We start from the raw sequence: 20,451 nt of genomic DNA on the forward strand, positions 1-20,451 counted from the left end.
CCGTAAAGCAGAGACAAACGTCTATGACTACGTAGTCAAGTCAAGGCGTTTGTCCTTGCTATAGGTTTAAAACTGCTTTTCTATTACTTCAATAGCAATCCGCATTCCCAAACAAAAACCATCCACAAAACTGTCCGCTGTAGCAATTCGGCTCATATTGCCATGGGCATCTGAAAAAGTTTGGAGCAGTTCTTTTTCTACCTCATTCAAGAGAGACAGCAGTTTTTCTTCTGTTTCGGACACAGTTCTGAGTTCCTTGCCGTACTCAGAATTTCTGTCAAATGATTTTTCGCATGAACTTATGTTGCCGTAGTACAAATTTTTAAGTATTTGACTCATTTTATCACCTTCTTTCAACAAGCAACGATACCTGAAAGGGATGTACAAGTCTATCCGGTAAATGCAATAAAGAATAAGGGTAAATTTACAGCATCTTCAACATAGAGCTGTTTATAGAGCCGTATTTGAACCCTCAGCAAATCCATGACCAGCGCATTCATCACACAAAGCCTTGCACGTTGCCTTGAACAGCAGAAGGAGGAAATTGCTCTCGTAGAGGCTGAAATCAAGCGAATGCTACAATTTTTTGATTACAAGCTAACGACCATATCCGGCATAAGCATAGCCATAGCAAGCAAATTGATTGCCGAAATCGGCGATATAAACCGTTTTCGTAATGCCGAATAGGCTGTCGAACCCTTGCGAGTCCTTACGGGCTTAACGCTGTCATCTGAAGTTGCCGGTACGGGGACTGGATTGCTGGAGACAAGATTCAGGAGGAAGTGTGCAGAGAAGAGAAAACTATTTATATGTGGGGATTGACCTCCACAAAAAGACACATACTGCAGTGCTGATCAACTGGTGATTCACATGAATTCCTGACTTACAGATATGTCAATAAGTTGAATCAAATATATTTGTTCTTTTACCTGATAACAGATGCTTTAATCCTTCCGCCAGCTCCTCCGGCAGTTCCTCAGCCCCCGGAAGAACTGGTTTCTTCATGTAAATACCGTGATAATCGCTGCCGCCTGTGACCATTAGATGCCTGTCTCCGGCCACAGCCAATAATTCTGCCCGGACATCTTCCGGGTTATCATGATGGTAAACCTCAACGCCATCCAGACATTCTTCCCTCAAGAGGGCATGATAAAGCTGTACGTCCTTTCTCTTAATTTTCCCAGGGTGGGCCAAAACCACATTCCCCCCGGCCTCCTTTATCATCGTGCAAACTTCATAGAAACTTCTATAATGGAAACGATCCTCCTCCTCGTAAGGAGCTCCCTTTCCAAAATAAGAATGCAGGCTTTCCATAATTTCCTCTCTTTTAAGGATTCCATGGTCAGCCAGAACTCCCAGAAGCTTTGCCCTGTAAAGAGGCCCGCCTCCTGCCTTTTCAAAAAACTCTTTTTCTTCAATTTCAATTCCATCCCGCTGCATTTTGCGGATCTGAAGCCTGGACCGCTCATTCATCTGTTCCAGAAAACAATTCGAATACCGAAGCAATTCCGGATTCTCCGGATCGATCCCATATCCCAGCACATGAAATTTCATTCTTTTTTCCGCCGCCGTGAATTCTGCAGCCGGTATATAAGGAATGCAGTACTTTTTTGACGCTTTTTCTTCTTCTTTCATTCCCAATATCGTATCGTGGTCCGTTATGGCGGCTGCCTTTAAGCCCCGCTCTTTTGCTATGAAAAAAATCTGCATAATGGTTTCACTTCCGTCAGAAAAACAGGAATGCATATGAAAATCCGCTTTCATAAAGGACCTCCTTAAATACTAAGGTTTTCATGGGCCTATTATAGGCTTATCCTGTATAAAGGTCAATGAATTGCCCAACTTCTGGCACAAAACAAGGCAAAAACCAGACATTTCTTCCAATGTACGGCATAAAGTTTCATAAGAAGCCCAATATCTCGAACTATTAATCCATGCCGCATATATTAATACCACAACAAAGGGGAAGTGTAAATGAAAAGTGTACTGGTTCGTTTGCGAGAATATCAAAAAGAGATGAGCGCTGCAGAAGCCGGCGTTGTACGGTACCTGCTGGACACTCCGGAACAGGCGGTGAAGCTTTCGGTCCACGCTCTTGCGGAAAAAGGGTTTTCCTCATCTTCCACCGTTATCCGGCTATGCCATGAACTTGGCTTCTCCGGGTACAGGGAAATGAAAGCCGCCTTAATCTGCGAACTGGCCATCCGGCAGGAGAACACCAGGGAAAAAATGGAGGAGATCACGGAAAATGATTCCCTGGAACAGATCATCGACAAGATTACATATAAAAACATTGCCTCCTTAGAGGATACCAGAAACTTAACCGATTTATCCGTCACGAAAAGCTGCATTGACCACTTGTGCAAGTGCCGCACGATCTGTTTATTCGGAATCGGCTCATCCCTTCTGGTCGCCCGGGATGCCTATTTAAAATTCCTCCGGATCAATAAGCCCTGCATCTTAAATGATGACTGGCATTCCCAGCTTTTGCAGGCCCGCAACATGAGCCGGGATGATATGGGACTGATGATCTCCTATTCCGGCAGGACCATGGAAATGGTCGAATGCGCCAGGACCATGCAGCAGGTAGGGGCGAAATTTATCCTGATCACCCGTTTTGCCGTATCACCGCTTTCGGAAATGGCGGACTACAACCTTTATGTGGCTGCCAATGAATCCATTTTCCGGAGCGGAGCCATGGGAAGCAGGATCAGCCAGTTAAATGTCATCGATATACTGTATACTGCATACGCAAACCGTAACAGCGAATATTCTCTTGCCCAGTGGCGGAAAACACACATTTCCAAGAAAAACCCGTCGTATTTTGAACCTTTCGATGAAGCGTATAAAGAGGAGGAATCCAATCATGGTAGATCTAAGTAAGATGACAACAGAAAACCGCAATCCCGATACCATGGATTTAGACACCATGACACCCTTAGAACTGGTGACAGCCATGAACCGGGAAGACCGGAAGGTTGCGGAGGCTGTGGAAAAAGTTCTGCCCCAGACGGCCAAAGCAGTGGAATGGGTCTGTGAGGCTTTTGAGGCCGGAGGCCGGCTCATCTACATGGGAGCCGGAACCAGCGGACGGCTTAGTATATTAGACAGTTCCGAATGTCCTCCCACCTTTGGGGTAGATCCGGGTATGGTCATCGGCCTGATTGCCGGCGGGGACGTGGCCATAAGGCGGGCTGTAGAAGGAGCCGAGGACTCTGAGACTCTTGGCATCGAAGATTTAAAAGCTCTTTCCTTAACCTCAAAAGATGTGGTGGCAGGCATTGCGGCCAGCGGTAGAACACCCTACGTATGGACTGCCTTAAGCTATGCAAAAAGCATCGGCTGCCGGACCATATCCATTGCCTGCAATGAGGGAAGCCTTATCAGTAAATTTGCAGATTTGTCCATCGAACCGGTGGTTGGCCCGGAGGTATTGACCGGCAGTACCCGCTTAAAAGCCGGAACCGCCCAGAAGATGATACTTAACATGATCAGCACCGGAGCCATGGTGAGCATCGGAAAAGCATACCAGAACCTGATGGTGGATGTGGTACAGAACAATGAGAAGCTGCGCGCCCGGGCAGAAAACATCCTGATGGCCGCCACTGAAATAGAACGGGAGGAGGCCAGAAGGCTGTTAAACGAAGCAGGTGGAAGCGTGAAGCTGGCCATAGCCATGAAACAAACGGGTGCAGATCCAAAGGAGGCGGAAAAGAAATTAAAGGAATCCCACGGGCATATCCGTGCATGGGTAAAAAGGGATCCTGAATAAACATAATTTCAAATATGGAGGTGTCTATTATGACAAATGAAGCATTGGTTCAAAAGATCCTGGAATTATCGGGAGGGAAAGAAAATGTGGCAGCCGCGGCCAGCTGCATGACACGCCTTCGCTTAAAGGTAAAGGACCCGGATCAGATACAGGCGGAGAAGCTGAAAGAACTTTCAGGAGTACTTGGCCTTGTCACAGCCGGAATTGATGTACAGGTGGTAGTCGGACCTGGTAAAGCCAGAAAGCTCGTGGATATCTGCATGGGCATGGGGATTCCAAACGAGGTGGAAGGCAAAGGGCTCTCCACCGGTGCCTCCTGGCAGGAAAACAAAGAATCGGTAAAGTCCGGCCAAAAAGGCGGCGGGTTAAAGAGCAGCATACGGGTTATCTCCGATATCTTTATTCCAATGATTCCGGCTATTGTTGCAGCAGGCTTATGTAACGGTGTGGCCAATATCATCAGCCAGGGTGAGGCAGCGCAGGTATTAGGGGGCAGCTTCTGGACCCTTCTCGTCACCATACTTAAGTTGTTCGGCGGTGCATTTCTCGGTTATTTTACCATTTACACCGGCATCAATGCAGCAAAGAGCTTTGGAGCCACACCTGCCCTTGGCGGCATGATCGGCTCCATGAGCATTATGTCACAGATAACAGACATTTCAATATTCTTTGGTCTTTACAATGAACAGGTCCCAAACAGCTCCACACTGATAAGCGGCAAGGGCGGGATCATCGGTGTCATCATCGGTGTCTGGGTTCTCTCCAAAGTAGAACGCTGGGTGCGCAGGCACGTTCCCGATGTCCTTGACATCATGCTGACCGGCTTTTTAAGCATACTGATAACCGGAACTTTATTTGTACTGGTACTGATGCCGGCTGCCGGCTTTTTATCCGACGGTCTGGTCTGGGCCTTATCTCTCCTTGTAAATTCCGCAAATCCCATAGTCAGCGTACTGTCCGGATACATCATGTCAGCCGTATTCCTTCCCCTGGTCCTTTTAGGACTTCATCATGGTCTGGTTCCAATCTATGCGGTTCAACTGGAACAGATGGGCGGAGTCTCCTTGTTCCCGGTCCTGGCCATGGCAGGCGCAGGCCAGGTGGGTGCGGCAATCGCCATCTATTTAAAAGCGAAACGAAGTGGAAACAAGCGCTTAAAGAGTATCATCATCGGGGCACTGCCATCAGGATTTTTAGGCATCGGAGAGCCGCTTATTTATGGGGTCACTCTTCCGCTTGGAAAGCCTTTCATAACTGCAGGATTGGGAGCCGGATTCGGTGGAGCCTATGTAATGCTGATGCATGTAAAGAGCATTGCCTGGAGCCCTTCCGGCCTGTTAGCCATTCCGATCATGAGCAGCCCGGTTAATATGCTCAATTATTTTCTGGGCCTGGTGATCGCATACATTGCCGGATTTATCATCACCAGCCTGTTTATTAAAGAGGACGAAGTTGCAAAAGCCTAAGCCTTCAATTCCCCGGCCTTCCACTTGATTTCTTTCCTTCCCTATAATACAATAGAGGGTAAGGAGGATGCCATGAAAATCGTTATCATTGACGGGCAGGGCGGCAAAATGGGGCAATCCGTCATCGCCCAGCTTAAGAAATCCTTTCCAAAACTTCCGGTCATTGCCATCGGAACCAATTCCATTGCTACTTCCGCCATGTTAAAGTCGGGAGCCGACGCAGGAGCAACCGGTGAGAATCCGGTCCTTGTGGCCAGCCGGGATGCGGATATTATCATCGGCCCCATTGGAATCGTCATCGCCGATTCTCTTTTAGGAGAGATCACTCCAGCCATGGCTGAGGCCATCGGTAAAAGCCGTGCCTATAAGATCCTTATACCGGTAAACAAATGCAATCATTATGTGGTGGGCTGTGAAAACTTGACTTTAACGGAATCCATTGCCCTGGTAATCAAAGAGGTGGAGAATCTTTTATGATCTCCACCTCTTTGTTTATGAGGAAGTTGGCTTCGCCTCCGGCTTATCCAACGTCTGTCTATTCATCAATGCTATAGTTGGGCGCTTCCTTTGTGATATGAATGTCATGAGGATGGCTTTCCTTAAGGGAGGCCGCCGTAATCTTTATGAATCTTCCGTTTTCCTGCATGGTTTTGATATTCATTGCTCCGCAGTATCCCATACCGGACCGTAAGCCGCCCAGCATCTGGAATACGGTATCCTCTACCATTCCCTTATAGGCCACACGTCCTTCCACTCCCTCTGGAACCAGCTTCTTGGCATCAGTTTGGAAGTAACGGTCTTTGCTACCGTTTTCCATGGCAGCGATGGAACCCATACCACGGTATACTTTGTATTTTCTGCCCTGATACAGTTCAAAGGTTCCTGGGCTTTCGTCACATCCGGCGAACATGCTTCCCATCATACACACGCTTCCACCGGCTGCAATGGCCTTTGTTAAATCTCCGGAATACTTGATTCCGCCGTCAGCAATGATTGGAACGCCGTATTCCCTAGCAACCGCATAGCAGTTCATAACAGCCGTGATCTGGGGTACGCCGATACCGGCTACCACACGGGTGGTACAGATGGATCCTGGTCCGATTCCCACCTTCACCGCATCTGCTCCAGCTTCTATAAGATCCTTTGTGGCCTCTCCGGTTGCTACATTTCCTGCAATGACTGAAAGAGCCGGATAAGCCTCTTTAATCATTTTTACACACCGGAGAACGTTCTCGGAATGACCATGAGCGGAGTCTAAAACAACCACATCCACCTTAGCCTTTACCAGAGCGTCCACACGGTCCAGCACATTGGCTGTGATCCCTACGGCAGCTCCGCACAGAAGCCTTCCCTGTCCATCCTTTGCGGACAGCGGGTATTTGATCTGCTTTTCAATATCCTTGATGGTGATAAGGCCCTTTAAATTAAAATCTTCGTCAACGATAGGAAGTTTTTCCACCCTTGCCTTTGCAAGGATCTTCTTTGCCTCCATAAGGGTAATGCCTTCCCTGGCTGTCACCAGGTTTTTAGAAGTCATGCACTCCTTGATCTTCCTGCTAAAATCCTCTTGAAACTTTAAGTCCCGGTTGGTGATGATTCCCACCAGCTTTTTTCCTTCTGTGACCGGCACTCCGGAAATGCGGTATTTGCCCATAAGCTCATCCGCATCCCTTAATGTATGTTCCGGAGTAAGATAAAATGGGTCCGTTATGACGCCGTTTTCTGACCTCTTTACCTTATCAACCTCTTCTGCCTGCTCCTCGATGGACATATTCTTGTGGATGATGCCGATACCTCCCTGTCTTGCCATAGCAATTGCCATACGATGCTCGGTAACGGTATCCATGCCTGCACTCATAAGCGGTATATTGAGCTTGATAGATTTTGTAAGGTTGGTCGTTAAGTCAACCTGATTAGGAATGACTTCTGAATAGGCCGGAACTAACAGCACGTCATCAAAAGTAATGCCTTCGCCAATTATTGTACCCATTAACTTTTCCTCTCCTTCTTTATATTTTTATTATTAATGCTAATAAGCCTTTTTACTTGTTAGTTACATAGTTTAACAAATTTTATAGGGGTTGTCAACGGACATTTTCCGGTTTCTTTCCGTCCTCCATGGACATTGAAGGCTGTCTTTCCTGTAAAGAAAAAGGAACCGGACGGTCTTTTACAAAACCGTCTGATTCCTTTTTCTTTTATACCTCTCTTACAACCTTACGTGGTGCTGTCATTCTCATACATTGAAGCAGCCTATCGTTAGGCTCAAATATGATCTTGGTCGTTTCAGCTCCGGACTGACTGATCAGCGTATAGGTTTTTGCACCTGATGCGTGAGAAGAAAAATCCAGTACCTTCATGTTTTTTGTTTCATGATCCCTGGCCTCTGTGGAACCGGTAGGGGCAACGATCTGTATCCCTTCCATGGAACCTTCCCAGGCCTTCTTTCTCTTACTTCTGCCGTAAATCCGGTCAATGGAAAGAGTGTTGGTCACATATAAATATTCAAATTCCACCTCGCTGTTGCGGAATACAAAGTATGTGGCCGCAACGGCTGCAAGCAGGATGATCACTCCAAAAATTCCGAAAACCGGAGACATTGAGAGGAAAAATGCAATCACGCACAGGATTCCCATCGCAATTTTTATCAACATGGTATAGGCCGGAGACTTTCGTTTTACAAGCCATTCTGCATACATTTCATTCATAACGATCTGGGTCCTTTCCTCTTTCCTGCATGGGTTCTCAGGGGGGGAGCTTATCCGCTTTTATTGGGTGTAAGGGGATATGTTTGGTGTTACGGAAGTCCGCAGTGCAGGGAGTAAAGCCTGTGGCTTTACTCCCTCACGGGCATTCGCCCTATGAAACAGAATATAAAAATTTTTTCTTATGTGCAAGCACAACGAAAAAATTTTTATATTCCGTTTCGCACTGCTCATCACTTTCGTGAATGTTACATCATATCCATTCCGCCTGGAGTTGGCATTGCAGGTACTTTTTCTTTAATATTAGCAACAACGGACTCTGTTGTCAATAAGGTAGATGCAACACTTGTAGCATTTTGAAGCGCACTTCTGGTAACCTTAGTCGGATCCAGGATGCCTGCTTCTACCATGTCTACGTATTCTTCCTTATATGCGTCAAAGCCGGTTCCTACCTTGGACTCTCTCACCTTATTGATGATTACGCTTCCTTCCAGGCCTGCATTGGCTACAATGTGATATAACGGAGATTCAAGAGCCTTTAAGATGATCTTTCCACCGGTTCTCTCATCGCCTTCTAAATTCTTCACAAGTTCTTCAATCTGAGTGATAGCATGTACGTAAGCAGAACCGCCGCCTGCAATAACGCCTTCTTCAACTGCTGCTCTTGCTGCAGATAAAGCATCTTCCATCCGAAGCTTTGCTTCCTTCATCTCGGTTTCTGTTGCAGCACCTACACGGATTACTGCGACACCGCCGGATAATTTTGCAAGTCTTTCCTGTAATTTTTCTCTGTCAAAATCAGAAGTAGTCTCTTCGATCTGGCCCTTGATCTGGCCGATTCTTGCAGTGATTGCTTCCTTATCGCCGCAGCCGTCTACGATTACGGTATTTTCCTTCTGAACCTTAACGGATTTTGCACGTCCTAAAAGATCAAGAGTTGCATTCTTAAGCTCATAGCCTAATTCATCGGAAATCACGGTACCGCCTGTTAAAACAGCGATATCCTGTAACATCTCTTTTCTTCTGTCGCCATAGCCAGGAGCCTTTACCGCAATTACATTGAAGGTTCCTCTTAATTTATTAACGATTAAGGTTGTTAAAGCCTCGCCTTCCACATCTTCTGCGATGATGAGAAGTCTTGCACCGGACTGAACCACCTGCTCTAATAAAGGAAGGATCTCCTGAATGTTTGAAATCTTCTTATCGGTAATAAGAATGTATGGATCATCTAAATTAGCTTCCATCTTTTCCATATCGGTGCACATGTAAGCAGAAATATAACCTCTGTCAAACTGCATACCTTCCACCAGATCCAGCTCTGTCTTCATGGTCTTGGATTCTTCAATGGTGATGACACCGTTGTTGGAAACCTTTTCCATAGCGTCTGCTACCATCTCGCCTACCTCATCATCTGATGCGGAAATGGCTGCAACTTTTGCGATGGATGCCTTGCCCTTGATCGGCTCGCTCATCTTTGCAATCGCTTCTACCGCTGCTTCAGTCGCTTTTTTCATACCCTTTCTTAAAACAATTGGGTTAGCGCCTGCTGCCAGGTTCTTCATTCCTTCATTGATCATAGCCTGAGCTAAAACGGTAGCTGTAGTAGTACCGTCACCGGCTACGTCATTGGTCTTTGTAGCGACCTCTTTTACAAGCTGAGCGCCCATATTTTCAAAAGCATCTTCCAGCTCGATTTCCTTTGCAATGGTAACGCCATCATTTGTGATGAGCGGTGAGCCAAAAGATTTATCCAGTACAACGTTTCTGCCCTTAGGCCCTAATGTTACACGAACAGTATCTGCTAACTGATTCACTCCAGATTCAAGTGCTTTTCTGGCATCAACGCCATATTTAATCTGCTTTGCCATGATTCATTCCTCCTGTTTTCTGTTAAAATAAATATACGTATTATCTAAAACCTGACCTTATGACTGCGGTATCGCCTTCTTGATTATTCGATCACTGCTAATATGTCATTCTGCTTAACGATCACATATTTTTCGCTCTCTTCTCCGGTCTCTATTTCTGTTCCTGAATATTTGGAGAAGATTACTTTATCGCCCACTTTAACCTGCATGGTAACTTCCTTGCCGTCTACCAGACCGCCTGGTCCTACTGCGATAACTTCCGCCTGCTGCGGTTTCTCTTTTGCCTGACCCGGCAGAACAATACCGGACTTTGTTGTCTCCTCTGCAACCAATGGTCTTAACACAACTTTGTCAAATAATGGTACTAATTTCATTGCAATTCCTCCTCATAGCTTTCTGCTTATTATTTCTTTCTTTGGCCTTCCGAAAGAAGTTTTATTTTATTCACATACTAAGTTATATCACTCATTATTAGCACTGTCAATAGTTGAGTGCTAACTTTATATATTTTTTACATTTTTACCATATTTGTGTGATTTTCTCCTTTACTTACATAGTTTATAGAAATTTTCTTATTATATACCTTTATTTTTTTCAATGAACGTATTACAATAACTAAGAGAATAAAGCGCCTTACAAGCGCACCATTATGCCCATAAAGCATAAGCCGAGAAAAGGAAGCGCCTTGCAGGCATACCTCTATGCTTAGAATACATGGACGGCAATAAGGAAAGGAGTGTTTCAAATGGCAAAAAAGGGTAATGGGTTTGGGAAATTCGTGGCACTCGCCACTGTGGCCGGCGTTGTAGCTGCCGGTATCTCTTATTTTACGAAGTACAAATCCTTCCACAAAGAACTGGAAGAAAATTTCCATGATTTTGAGGATGAGGGAAATGACGACATTTCCAAAATTGACAGCACGATGAACCGCAACTATGTCTCCTTGCATGCGAATAAGGATGAATTTAAGGTCGCCGCTGACCATATGGCAGACGCTGCCAAGGATGCGGTGAGTGCGGCAAAAAACCTGGTAAAGGATGCGGCGAGCATTGTCTCTGATACGGCAAAGGAAGCGGCTTCTGCCGTTGCATTTACCGCAAAGGACATGTTTGATTCTGCAAAAGAACAGACAGATACGTTTTTAGATGACGAAGATACTACAGAAGATGGCGGTTTGGATTATGCTGCCGGTGCCGCAGAACATCTTGCTGATAAAGCCAAAGAGACGGCAGACTCTATAAAAGAAACAGCAGAAGTGGCTGCCGATGCAGTAAAAGAAGCGGCAGAGGATGGAATTGATGCAGCAAAGGAAGCAGCACAATCCACCGGGGCAGCACTTAAGGAACTGGCCGATGAAACTACTACCATTGTGGAAGAAGAAATGGATTAATCATAATCTGGAAGCAGAAACTAAAAAAGCCACTGGAAAGCATACGCTCTCCAGTGGCTTTTTTCATCTGATCTTCCTCCGGATCCCCTTACATCATCTTAAAAACTGCGGATCACCTTTTCATTCAGACGCTTCAAAATTTCACAGGCCAGACGTACGCCGTTCTGATAATCATCATAGGAAGAAATTCCATAATGGGTATGAGCATACCGTACCGGTACTCCAATCACAATTGTAGGAACTCCGTGATTAGATAAATGAATAGCCGCTCCGTTGGTTGCGCCAGCCCTGCGGACTGCCTCCTGCACAGGAATTTCAAGCTCTTTGCACAAATTCAGAGCATATCGCTGAAAACGTGGATTGGTAATCATCCGGGCATCGATATGGCGAAGCATTGGTCCCCGCTTAATAGCTGTCTGTACCTCATAGGCTGCCACAGAAGTATCATCCGCCGGACAGCCTTCAAATACAATCGCTATATCCGGCTTAATCTGACGGCAGGTCAGACTGGCTCCGCGGACACCTACTTCCTCCTGGGAAGCAATTCCCCCGATCACATCCACATCCAGCTCCGTTCCTTCCAGTTCCTGTAAAGTACTTATGATAGAAGCACATCCCAACCGGCAGTCAAAGCTCTTGCCGAACATCAGATCGTGCTTTTCCTGGTATTCAAAACTTACATCCGGTGCAATCGGCTCTCCGATACGGATATGAAATTTTTCGATCGCTTCCTCCCGCGATACAGCTCCGATATCCACGGTAATATCCCGGATATCCAGAGGTGCATTCCGCTGCGCCTCAGTCAGATAGTGAGGCGGTATGCTGGCAGTAATCCCTGGAATATACTCCCCGTCTGCATTTCTTACCCAGACCCGGTGAGCCGGAATATTGCTGTTTACCCAGCCTCCTAAAGGTATCATCTGCAGAGTTCCGTCCGGGCGAATGGCCTGAACCATGAAACCCACCTCATCGCTATGGGCATCCAACTGGACGATCAGCCGTCCGCCCTTATTCTCCTTCCGGTATATATAGAGATTACGCAGGCTGTCTTCCTCAAAGCGCCCCAGCCCATTTGCATGTTTCCGGACTGTTTCCACCACCAGATCCTCAAATCCGGATACCCCATTGGCATCCGATATCGCTCCAATCATCTGCAACGTCTGGTTCTTATCCATTCCACACTCTCCTTTGTCAAATACACTATAGTTTTACTGTCTTCAGTTCCTCGATCAGATCCACTATATAATCTGCAGTCGTCTGAATCATCTCTACACCCCATTCTACAGTTGCCGTATTCGGATGATCTGGTCCAATCCAGCCATTGTCCGTCACTTCCTGTGTAGAACGCAGAATTTCAAACTCTACTCCTTTGAAGCGAATGGAACGGAAACCGGTAGCCACCAGATTCTCATTGATATTTTCCAGTTCCAGAGGACCGCCAATTTCTGAAACATCAACCAGAGCCGGATCCACAGCCATAATGCCTGCCGTTTCCTCTCCGCCTCCATGACCGCCCTTCCAGGCCGGATTCATATCCCATGCCATCAGCCACCAGTTCAACATGACTACCATGGCTCCTTTTTTTCGAAAGTCCAGTCCAACCCGTTCAATCACCTTAATATTCCCGCCGTGACCGTTAAGTACAAGAATCTTCCTGGCTCCATGACGGTAGAGGTTGTCAATCACCTGATATAAAAATTGATACAGTACCTCTATGTCAATATTCACGGTACCCGGATAATCCGCCAGCGACTGGCAGGCTCCATAAGGAATGGTGGGCGCAATCAGAATATCATCTTTCGCTTCGATCAGTTCCAAAATCCGGTCCGGTATCATGGTGTCCGTTCCTAAAGGCAGATGTCTGCCATGGCATTCGATGCTTCCTATGGATACCAGCACCATATCATTTTCTTTAAAATACCGCTCTGCTTTGGGCCAGGTCAAATTTGCTAATCTCATTTTATCGTCTCCTGAATTTCTACATATTTGATTCACTCTATCAAAGTTGAAAGATGATTTCTTTCAACCTTACCAACATCAGAAAGCAGGCAGGGCACCACATGATATGCAGCACCCACCTGTCTTTTTTATCAGTGTGTTTCCACAATATTATTTTGCTACTTTTACCTGATCCAACTTATGGTATCCGATGGGATCAATCACAAAATTCTCTACTTTTGCACTGGCACCTGCCGTGATGGAACTGTAGTAAATTGGTGCATTGTTGCCGATTTCTTTTAACTTAACCGCCAGATCTTCATATGCCTTCCGGCGAACCTGTTCATCTGCACTGCTTCTTCCGGTCTCAATCAGCTTGTCAACTTCCGGATCATTGATAAAGGAGCGGTTTCCTGCTGCCCCCTGCTGACTGGAATGCTCCAGAGAATAATAAGTATAATCCGCATCGGTGGTTGATGTTACCCATCCAAAGTAGCCCATGTCATGCTCTCCGGCTGAGGTGCGGGAGATAAAGCTTCCAAATTCCATCACCTCCACATTGCAGGTGATGCCGACATCCTGAAGCATAGCCTGGATCGCCTGACAGATCTCAACCCGTGCCTGATTATCATTTACCCAGATGCTGGTGGTAAATCCATCCGGATAACCGGCTTCTGCCAGTAATTCCTTTGCTTTCTCCGGATTATACTCATATGCACCCGGACTATAGTAGCCAAATACCAATGGTGCGATGATCGCATCCGCAGGCTGGCCGGCGCCGCAGGCAATCGTATCAATCAGTGTCTGGCGGTCTATGGCATAGTTAAGTGCCTCTCTGACTTTTGCACTGTCAAATGGTACCTTATTCATATTCATAGAGATATAGTAACAAGACAGTGATGGCGCCTCAAACAGCGTCAGCTTAGGATTATCATCAATCTTGGCCATATCATTAGGCAGGATATCATAGGCCAGATCGACTTCACCCGTTTCCAGTGCGATCGTTCTCTGAGATGCCTCAGGAATAACGCGCATTACCAGATTCCTGGTTGCTGCCGGAGTTCCCCAATATTCGTCAAATGCTTCCAGCCGGGCAGAATCTCCCTGCTTCCAATCAGCAAATTTGTAAGGACCGGAACCAATCGGATGAAGCTTAAATCCCTCTTCGTCCTGCTCCACTGCTTTCTTAGGGACAATTGCCGCAAAGGGAACAGACAAATTACGAAGTGCCGGTGCATATGGGGCATCCAGGGTAATTTCCACCGTATACTCATCCACTGCATTGACCGTATCAATAAAGTCTACGATATAAGATACTGCTGCAGATTTAATTGCCCGGTCCAGAGAAAATTTAACATCCTCCGCTGTCATTTGAGAACCATCATGGAATTTTACATCCTGGCGAAGTTTAAATACATAACTGGTATCAGAAGTCTGCTCCCAGCTTTCTGCCAACGAGGGCTCCAATACACCGGTCTCAGGATTTACCACTGTCAATGTATCAAAGATATGCTTGGTTACCTGAACAGCCGTAGTTTCTTTTCCCTGATGAGGATCCAGAGATGTGATATCTGCTCCCTGAGCCCAGGTTAATGTGTCTTTGTACTCTCCTGAGCCTGTATCTGTCCCCCCTGCAGATTTTTCGCCGGACGCCTGGGTATTGTCTGGTACCGTCTTGTTTGCGCTGGAACTGCCGCACCCTGCGGCAGATACAGACACTGCAGTTACAAGTATCAAAGCTGCAACTTTTTTCCATGTCTTTTTCATACGATAACTCCTCTCTTTTATTATAAACACTGGACTATTCCAGGATTTATCCCGCTATGTATTCTGAACCATCTGACAGCTGACAAAATGCCCCGGCTCCATCTCTTTTAATACCATTTCCTGGCTGGTACATACCTGGCTGACGTACGGACAGCGTTTGGCAAACCGGCAGCCCGGTTCGGGATTGATCGGCGATGTCAACTCCCCTTTCATTGCAATACGTTCCATCTCAAAATCCGGATCCGGCACAGGAATTGCCGATAAAAGCGCCTGGGTATAAGGATGCATGGGCTTTTCAAACAGCTTCTTAGCCGGTGCCATCTCGACCATCTGCCCCAGATACATAACCAGAATATCAGTGGCAAAATGCTTCACAACCGATAAATCATGAGTAATGAACAGATAGGTCAGATGCAGTTCATCCTGAAGATCCTGCATCAGATTCAAAATCTGCGCCTGGATGGATACATCCAGCGCCGATACAGGCTCATCACAGACAATAAATTTCGGATTTACCGCCAGGGCTCTGGCAATACCGATTCTCTGCCTTCGTCCGCCATCCAGTTCATGAGGGTACACATTCACCAGACGTTTTGCAAGACCGACCAGATCCATAATTTTATCTACCTGGGCATGAATCGCCGGATCCCTGGGTTTATAAAGCCCCTGAACCAACAACGGTTCCATAATCGCTTCGCTTACGGTCATCCGCGGATTTAAGGAAGCAAACGGATCTTGAAAGATCATCTGCATGTCCTTTCTTAATTCCTTTAACCGTTTTCGGTCATAACCGGTAATATCCTTCCCCTGAAAATACACGCTTCCTGCGGTTGGTTCGTGCAGGCGTAAAATCGTACGCCCCATCGTAGATTTTCCGCATCCGGATTCCCCTACCACTCCTAATGTTTCACCTTCCCGGACAGAAAAGTTTACATCATCCACTGCATGCAGCACCCCGGCAGGCGTTTGAAAATATTTTCTAAGTCCCTCTACCTTCAGCATCTCTTTGTTTCCCTGCATATTATTTACCTCCCTGCCCACTTCTGTAACGGAAACACCGAACCTGATGAGTTCCCTCAAGGGCAGTCATCAAAGGGATACTCGATTCACATTCTTTGGAAGCATACTTACAGCGTTCATAGAATTTACATCCCTCCGGCATTCTGGTCGGGTCCGGCATCATCCCTTCAATGGCCTGCAGCCGCTTTACATCCGCTGTCAGACTTGGGATCGATCCGAATAATCCTTCTGTGTATGGGTGACTGGTATTTTTATAAACTTCCCGGAGACTTCCATATTCTACAATCTCTCCGGCATACACAATCGCTACATAATCACAGTTTTGTGCCACCACCCCCAGATCATGGGTAATCAGCATCATCGACGTATCATTCTCTGCTTTTAATTTGTAAATCATATCCAGCACCTGTGCCTGGATCGTTACATCCAGTGCCGTCGTCGGCTCGTCGGCAATCAGAAGCCGCGGATTGCATGCCAGCGCAATTGCAATGACCACACGCTGCTTCATACCGCCGGAAAACTGATGGGGATACTCCCAATACCGTCCTGCAGGAATGCCTACACGCTCCAGCATATCTTCTGCCTGCTTCTGTGCTTCTTTGGGAGTTAAATTATTATGCTGTGCTATTACTTCCATAATCTGTTCTCCGACTGTCAGTACCGGATTCAAGGAGGTCATAGGATCCTGAAAAATCATAGATATATGCTGTCCCCGGATTTCCTGCATCTCTTTCAGGGAAAGAGACAAAAGATTCTTTCCACCATATAATACTTCTCCGCTTACAATCTTTCCGGGCGGTGTCGGGATCAGACGCATAATTCCTTTTGCAAGGGTCGTTTTTCCGGCACCGGTTTCGCCCACAATTCCCAGAGTTTCTCCCACTCCAATCCTGATATCAACATCATTTAATGCCTGTACGACTCCGTCTTCCGTCTCATACCGGATCGACAAGTTCTTTACTTCCAGTAATGTACCGCCTGCCATAAGTTGTCCCGCCTTTCTCCTGTTAAGGATTTAATTTTTCAGTCTCGGATCCAGGGCATCACGAAGACCATCTCCCACCACATTCAGGGCCAGAATCGTCAGCATGATCCCTAATCCCGGAATCACTGTCACATGCCAGGAATCACGGATATAACTTCTGGCGTTGGAGAGCATGGCTCCCCATTCCGGCGTTGGCGGCTGTATTCCCAGTCCCAGGAAGGACAAACCGGCAATCGACAGAATCGCTCCGGCAATGCTTAATGTTATCTGAACTATAATCGGAGCCATGCAATTGGGCAGTACATACTTAAATATAATCCTTAAATCACTGCAGCCAATCGCTTTTGCAGCTTCTATGTACTCCTGATCTTTCACGGTCAGAACCGGTGCCCGGACCGTTCTTGCAAAGGTTGGAATATAGGCAATGGAAATAGCAAGCAGCACATTAACCAGGCTGGTTCCCAGAGCCGCAACAATAGCTATGGCCAGCAGCATGGAAGGAATGGCCAGCAAAATATCCATGAAGCGCATAATAAAGTTATCCACATTTTTTCCATAATAACCTGCAGCTGCCCCCAACATCCCGCCAAAGATGCAGGAAACAGAAACCGCCACGGTTCCCATAAACAGGGAATAACGGGTTGCCCACAGCATACGTAGCAGCATGTCTCTGCCAAACTCATCCAGACCAAATGGATGGTTCAAACTGGGTGGTAAAAGTCTGCCTGTCAGATTCTGCTTTACCACATATGACAAGTAAAATGATTTATCAGTAACCAGGTCAATTACCGAAGTAGCGACTGCTATAATAACCAGTAAAAAAATAAAACACAATCCCGCCATTGCCAGACGGTTCTTTTTAAAACGTCTCCATGCCTCAGCCCAGAGAGATCTTTGCTTATTTCCTTCCATTGGCCGCACCTACTTTCTCTTATACTGGGATTTAATACGCGGATCTACAAAAGCATAGACAATATCCACTGCCAGGTTTACAACCGTAAACATAACTGCCAGAAAGATCACTGATCCTAAAACCAGAGGAATATCCTTTGATTTAATCGCCTCTACCATAAGCCGTCCCAGACCAGGCCAGGAAAATACGGTCTCTGTCAGCATCGCTCCGCCAAGAAGAGTACCAAACTGAAGTCCTACCGCCGTAATGATCGGAATCATGGCGTTTTTCAGCATGTGACGATAGGTGATAATCTTTTCCGATACACCTTTGGCACGGGCCGTATCGATATAATCCTGCCGGATTACCTCAAGCATGGAAGAGCGGGTCATGCGGGTAATGGTTGCCGCCGCACTGGTTCCCAGTGTAACCGCCGGCAGAACAAGACTTTTAAGAAGTGAAACAAGACCCTGGCCCATACCTTGGGAAGGAAGCCAGCCAAGATTTAAGGCAAACACAATAACCAGCAGAAGTCCCATCCAGAAGCTGGGCATGGATACCCCGATCAAGGCAGTTACCATGGAAATGTTATCCAATGCAGAATATTGGTTCTTGGCCGATATAATTCCTACCGGGATCCCAATTGCCAGCGCCACCAGAATCGCCGCAACTGCCAGCATCGCTGTATTTGGAAACCGGCTGATTACCTGATCCCAGACACTTAAACTGTTTTTGTAAGATGTTCCCAAATCACCGTGAAGCATCTTCACAAGATAACGCCCATAGCGGATCAGAAGAGGATCATTTAATCCCAGTTCCTCACGCTTCATAGCCAGGGCTTCCGCCGAAGCCTGATCTCCCAGAATAATCGCCGCAGGATCGCCAGGCGACAGATTCAGGATGAAAAACACGATAAATGTGACTCCGATAATGACCGGGATTAACATCAGAAGCCGTTTGATAATGTACTTATACATACTCCTTCTCCTCTTAATTATATAGTCATAGCTTTTCTTCACGCTTTCTAAATAGAAGCTATGCAGTTTAAGATGCTGCAGGTTTGTGTATTTCCTTGCCTTTGATAGGTTATTGGTGATCTCCATGCTGTCTTTCATTGAGTAATTTAACGGTCAACGCCTATATGTAGGTATTAAAAAGAGCCTGCCTGAGCAGACTCCGCACGTGACCCATTTGTCATCGCACATTGAAATTAACAGCTTACACTATTGATTTCCATTCATCAACAAAATCAAATTGATTTCGCTTCTTCTATTTTGTTAGGAAAATTATAAAACAATCTTAAACTATTGTCAACAATATTATTTATTGTATAACAATATTTTTTATTCGCTTACATTTTTTATTGTGTGCAATATCTGTATCTGGTATAATAAACCTGTGAGAACTAATTTTAAAGAAAGCAATCAGGTAATATGCCAAGGTTATAAAGTATTACCGCAACAAAAATACTAGTGCTCATTTAGAAAGCACGAATAAAATGCTATTTGACTTTAAGAGGAAAATTACATGAAAAATATTGGCGGTTATTTCAGCTTTGAACAGCTGGCAGAAAAAGAGAACCACTTTTTTGAAGAATTATGTCCAGATTCAGGGGATCTTGCTTTCTTGATGTCTGGCCGGTGCGCCATCTATTATACTTTGGAAGACATGATGCTAACTGACCATAAGCGAATTGCTTACGTTCCTATCTATACCTGCGAGACCGTTCTGGCTCCTTTTGAAAAAGCCGGTTACCAGATGCTTTTTTATGATGTTGACCGGACGATGAAACCGGTATTTGATAAGTCAGTCCTTAATCAGATCAGTGTTCTTTCCCTCTGTGGTTACTATGGTTTCTGCACCTACGACAGAGAATTTGTTCGTTTATGCAGGGAAAGCGGTGTCCGCATAATACAGGATACTACCCATTCTATCCTTTCATGGAACGGCATCGATCCCTGCTGTGATTATATTGTCGGGAGTCTACGCAAATGGATCGGTATTCCCTCAGGTGGTTTTGCAATTAAAACCCATGGTCACTTTGCAAAAAGGCTGCTGGAACCATCATTCACTCACCTGGCTATGCGAGCAGCGGCCATGCTTGAAAAAGAAACCTGGAGTCATTCTTCTGACCCAAAAGCACCCCTAAAACTGGCTGCAGCAACCTCGGTATTCTGGGATGCAGAAATAATGCTCCGACAGATTTTCGATTCCTATGAAAGTGATCCGGAATCGATCAATATCATGAAACATATCGATGTCGATACCATCCGACGGAAACGCCAGGAAAATTATCGTTATCTTCTGGAACACCTGATACCCTCGCCGGAATTTAACATAGTCTTTCCAGTCCTTGCAGAAGAAACTGTCCCCAGTCACTTTCCTTTCTTTGCAAAAAACCGGAAACAAATCCAGGACTATCTGACGGCTTATGGTGTAAGCAGCACAGTATATTGGCCCATTCCTTCCGCTGTTTGGTTATCCGGCCATCCTGATGCGGCATATATCTATGACCATGTGTTTTCGCTGCCCTGCGATCAAAGATACGGGCTGAAGGAAATGCAGTACATATGTCATCTTCTGAATCAATATCCCAAATCAGTAATTCCATAGAATCAAAAAAATCAGAGATCTCTGACCACGGTCAA

20 protein-coding genes are annotated in these 20,451 nt (G+C 46.0%); 7 read left to right on the forward strand and 13 right to left on the reverse strand.

All coding sequences use genetic code 11. The features are described 5' to 3' along the window. Positions 1–66: 66 nt before the first annotated feature. Complete coding sequence (locus tag AC27IJ_RS11185; protein ID WP_312442706.1) at positions 67–339, reverse strand: DUF6809 family protein; 273 nt, start codon at positions 337–339, stop codon at positions 67–69. A gap of 234 nt (positions 340–573) precedes the next feature. On the opposite strand from AC27IJ_RS11185, the gene AC27IJ_RS11190 reads away from it, so the two are divergent. After that, the gene (locus AC27IJ_RS11190) at positions 574–687 is read left to right on the forward strand and encodes a transposase (protein WP_487148870.1); all 114 of its coding nucleotides are present in this window, start codon (positions 574–576) and stop codon (positions 685–687) included. A gap of 207 nt (positions 688–894) precedes the next feature. On the opposite strand, the gene AC27IJ_RS11195 is transcribed toward AC27IJ_RS11190, so the two are convergent. After that, a complete protein-coding gene (locus AC27IJ_RS11195) occupies positions 895–1,764 on the reverse strand; it encodes a PHP domain-containing protein (protein ID WP_312442704.1) in 870 nt (289 codons plus the stop codon). 210 nt (positions 1,765–1,974) lie between these two features. On the opposite strand from AC27IJ_RS11195, the gene AC27IJ_RS11200 reads away from it, so the two are divergent. The 4 genes from AC27IJ_RS11200 (at position 1,975) to AC27IJ_RS11215 (ending at position 5,715) form a co-directional block, all read left to right on the forward strand. Continuing rightward, complete coding sequence (locus tag AC27IJ_RS11200; protein WP_312442703.1) at positions 1,975–2,883, forward strand: MurR/RpiR family transcriptional regulator; 909 nt, start codon at positions 1,975–1,977, stop codon at positions 2,881–2,883. Next, positions 2,867–3,772 (forward strand): N-acetylmuramic acid 6-phosphate etherase, encoded by a 906-nt coding sequence (gene murQ, locus AC27IJ_RS11205; RefSeq protein ID WP_487148873.1) that lies wholly within the window; start codon positions 2,867–2,869, stop codon positions 3,770–3,772. Before AC27IJ_RS11200 ends, murQ begins: the two co-directional genes overlap by 17 nt. 29 nt (positions 3,773–3,801) lie before the next feature. Further along, entirely contained in the window at positions 3,802–5,238 is a 1,437-nt protein-coding gene (locus tag AC27IJ_RS11210; RefSeq protein WP_312442701.1) for a PTS transporter subunit EIIC, read from the forward strand. A 72-nt stretch (positions 5,239–5,310) separates the two neighbouring features. Beyond that, complete coding sequence (locus AC27IJ_RS11215; protein ID WP_312442700.1) at positions 5,311–5,715, forward strand: DUF3842 family protein; 405 nt, start codon at positions 5,311–5,313, stop codon at positions 5,713–5,715. Between the two features lie 58 nt (positions 5,716–5,773). Here AC27IJ_RS11215 and guaB read toward each other — a convergent pair whose 3' ends face one another. The 4 genes from guaB to AC27IJ_RS11235 all read right to left on the reverse strand — a co-directional run bounded on the left by guaB (position 5,774) and on the right by AC27IJ_RS11235 (position 10,185). Next, complete coding sequence (gene guaB / locus AC27IJ_RS11220) at positions 5,774–7,228, reverse strand: IMP dehydrogenase (RefSeq protein ID WP_312442699.1); 1,455 nt, start codon at positions 7,226–7,228, stop codon at positions 5,774–5,776. A gap of 208 nt (positions 7,229–7,436) precedes the next feature. Further along, positions 7,437–7,946, reverse strand: a complete 510-nt coding sequence (locus tag AC27IJ_RS11225; protein ID WP_312442698.1) for a DUF6106 family protein — start codon at positions 7,944–7,946, stop codon at positions 7,437–7,439. Between the two features lie 245 nt (positions 7,947–8,191). After that, positions 8,192–9,811 (reverse strand): chaperonin GroEL, encoded by a 1,620-nt coding sequence (gene groL / locus AC27IJ_RS11230; RefSeq protein WP_312442697.1) that lies wholly within the window; start codon positions 9,809–9,811, stop codon positions 8,192–8,194. Between the two features lie 83 nt (positions 9,812–9,894). Next, positions 9,895–10,185 (reverse strand): co-chaperone GroES, encoded by a 291-nt coding sequence (locus AC27IJ_RS11235; protein ID WP_312442696.1) that lies wholly within the window; start codon positions 10,183–10,185, stop codon positions 9,895–9,897. Positions 10,186–10,556: 371 nt separating this feature from the next. On the opposite strand from AC27IJ_RS11235, the gene AC27IJ_RS11240 reads away from it, so the two are divergent. Beyond that, complete coding sequence (locus AC27IJ_RS11240; protein ID WP_312442695.1) at positions 10,557–11,201, forward strand: prolipoprotein diacylglyceryl transferase; 645 nt, start codon at positions 10,557–10,559, stop codon at positions 11,199–11,201. Between the two features lie 98 nt (positions 11,202–11,299). Here the strand turns inward: AC27IJ_RS11240 and AC27IJ_RS11245 are convergent, their stop codons facing one another. The 7 genes from AC27IJ_RS11245 to AC27IJ_RS11275 form a co-directional block, all read right to left on the reverse strand. Further along, the gene (locus AC27IJ_RS11245; RefSeq protein ID WP_312442694.1) at positions 11,300–12,376 is read right to left on the reverse strand and encodes a M42 family metallopeptidase; all 1,077 of its coding nucleotides are present in this window, start codon (positions 12,374–12,376) and stop codon (positions 11,300–11,302) included. Between the two features lie 25 nt (positions 12,377–12,401). After that, positions 12,402–13,160, reverse strand: a complete 759-nt coding sequence (locus AC27IJ_RS11250) for a creatininase family protein (protein ID WP_312442693.1) — start codon at positions 13,158–13,160, stop codon at positions 12,402–12,404. A 150-nt stretch (positions 13,161–13,310) separates the two neighbouring features. Beyond that, complete coding sequence (locus tag AC27IJ_RS11255; protein WP_312442692.1) at positions 13,311–14,906, reverse strand: ABC transporter substrate-binding protein; 1,596 nt, start codon at positions 14,904–14,906, stop codon at positions 13,311–13,313. A gap of 54 nt (positions 14,907–14,960) precedes the next feature. Then, positions 14,961–15,926 (reverse strand): ABC transporter ATP-binding protein, encoded by a 966-nt coding sequence (locus AC27IJ_RS11260; protein WP_312442691.1) that lies wholly within the window; start codon positions 15,924–15,926, stop codon positions 14,961–14,963. Position 15,927: 1 nt separating this feature from the next. Then, positions 15,928–16,911 carry an ABC transporter ATP-binding protein gene (locus AC27IJ_RS11265; RefSeq protein ID WP_312442690.1) on the reverse strand — a complete coding sequence of 328 codons (984 nt, stop codon included), beginning with the start codon at positions 16,909–16,911 and terminating at the stop codon, positions 15,928–15,930. A 30-nt stretch (positions 16,912–16,941) separates the two neighbouring features. Next, complete coding sequence (locus AC27IJ_RS11270; protein WP_312442689.1) at positions 16,942–17,823, reverse strand: ABC transporter permease; 882 nt, start codon at positions 17,821–17,823, stop codon at positions 16,942–16,944. A 9-nt stretch (positions 17,824–17,832) separates the two neighbouring features. Continuing rightward, positions 17,833–18,780: an ABC transporter permease gene (locus tag AC27IJ_RS11275; RefSeq protein WP_312442688.1), complete on the reverse strand. Its 948-nt coding sequence runs from the start codon at positions 18,778–18,780 to the stop codon at positions 17,833–17,835. Between the two features lie 550 nt (positions 18,781–19,330). Here AC27IJ_RS11275 and AC27IJ_RS11280 point away from each other — a divergent pair. Continuing rightward, on the forward strand, positions 19,331–20,416 hold the full coding sequence (locus AC27IJ_RS11280) for an aspartate aminotransferase family protein (protein WP_312442687.1): 1,086 nt from the start codon (positions 19,331–19,333) through the stop codon (positions 20,414–20,416). The last annotated feature ends 35 nt before the right edge of the window (positions 20,417–20,451 follow it).

The sequence above is a fragment of the Lacrimispora sp. YZC11 genome (assembly GCF_057543815.1).

Excerpts from the sequence above, each read along its gene's own strand:
- AC27IJ_RS11195 (WP_312442704.1), bottom strand. The coding sequence starts at position 1,764 with ATGAAAGCGGATTTTCATATGCATTCCTGTTTTTCTGACGGAAGTGAA.
- AC27IJ_RS11270 (WP_312442689.1), bottom strand. The coding sequence starts at position 17,823 with ATGGAAGGAAATAAGCAAAGATCTCTCTGGGCTGAGGCATGGAGACGT.
- murQ (WP_487148873.1), top strand. The coding sequence starts at position 2,867 with ATGGTAGATCTAAGTAAGATGACAACAGAAAACCGCAATCCCGATACC.
- AC27IJ_RS11200 (WP_312442703.1), top strand. The coding sequence starts at position 1,975 with ATGAAAAGTGTACTGGTTCGTTTGCGAGAATATCAAAAAGAGATGAGC.
- AC27IJ_RS11210 (WP_312442701.1), top strand. The coding sequence starts at position 3,802 with ATGACAAATGAAGCATTGGTTCAAAAGATCCTGGAATTATCGGGAGGG.
- AC27IJ_RS11225 (WP_312442698.1), bottom strand. The coding sequence starts at position 7,946 with ATGAATGAAATGTATGCAGAATGGCTTGTAAAACGAAAGTCTCCGGCC.
- AC27IJ_RS11245 (WP_312442694.1), bottom strand. The coding sequence starts at position 12,376 with ATGGATAAGAACCAGACGTTGCAGATGATTGGAGCGATATCGGATGCC.
- AC27IJ_RS11255 (WP_312442692.1), bottom strand. The coding sequence starts at position 14,906 with ATGAAAAAGACATGGAAAAAAGTTGCAGCTTTGATACTTGTAACTGCA.
- AC27IJ_RS11265 (WP_312442690.1), bottom strand. The coding sequence starts at position 16,911 with ATGGCAGGCGGTACATTACTGGAAGTAAAGAACTTGTCGATCCGGTAT.
- AC27IJ_RS11260 (WP_312442691.1), bottom strand. The coding sequence starts at position 15,926 with ATGCAGGGAAACAAAGAGATGCTGAAGGTAGAGGGACTTAGAAAATAT.
- AC27IJ_RS11250 (WP_312442693.1), bottom strand. The coding sequence starts at position 13,160 with ATGAGATTAGCAAATTTGACCTGGCCCAAAGCAGAGCGGTATTTTAAA.
- AC27IJ_RS11240 (WP_312442695.1), top strand. The coding sequence starts at position 10,557 with ATGGCAAAAAAGGGTAATGGGTTTGGGAAATTCGTGGCACTCGCCACT.
- guaB (WP_312442699.1), bottom strand. The coding sequence starts at position 7,228 with ATGGGTACAATAATTGGCGAAGGCATTACTTTTGATGACGTGCTGTTA.
- AC27IJ_RS11215 (WP_312442700.1), top strand. The coding sequence starts at position 5,311 with ATGAAAATCGTTATCATTGACGGGCAGGGCGGCAAAATGGGGCAATCC.
- AC27IJ_RS11185 (WP_312442706.1), bottom strand. The coding sequence starts at position 339 with ATGAGTCAAATACTTAAAAATTTGTACTACGGCAACATAAGTTCATGC.
- AC27IJ_RS11275 (WP_312442688.1), bottom strand. The coding sequence starts at position 18,780 with ATGTATAAGTACATTATCAAACGGCTTCTGATGTTAATCCCGGTCATT.
- groL (WP_312442697.1), bottom strand. The coding sequence starts at position 9,811 with ATGGCAAAGCAGATTAAATATGGCGTTGATGCCAGAAAAGCACTTGAA.
- AC27IJ_RS11235 (WP_312442696.1), bottom strand. The coding sequence starts at position 10,185 with ATGAAATTAGTACCATTATTTGACAAAGTTGTGTTAAGACCATTGGTT.
- AC27IJ_RS11190 (WP_487148870.1), top strand. The coding sequence starts at position 574 with ATGCTACAATTTTTTGATTACAAGCTAACGACCATATCCGGCATAAGC.
- AC27IJ_RS11280 (WP_312442687.1), top strand. The coding sequence starts at position 19,331 with ATGAAAAATATTGGCGGTTATTTCAGCTTTGAACAGCTGGCAGAAAAA.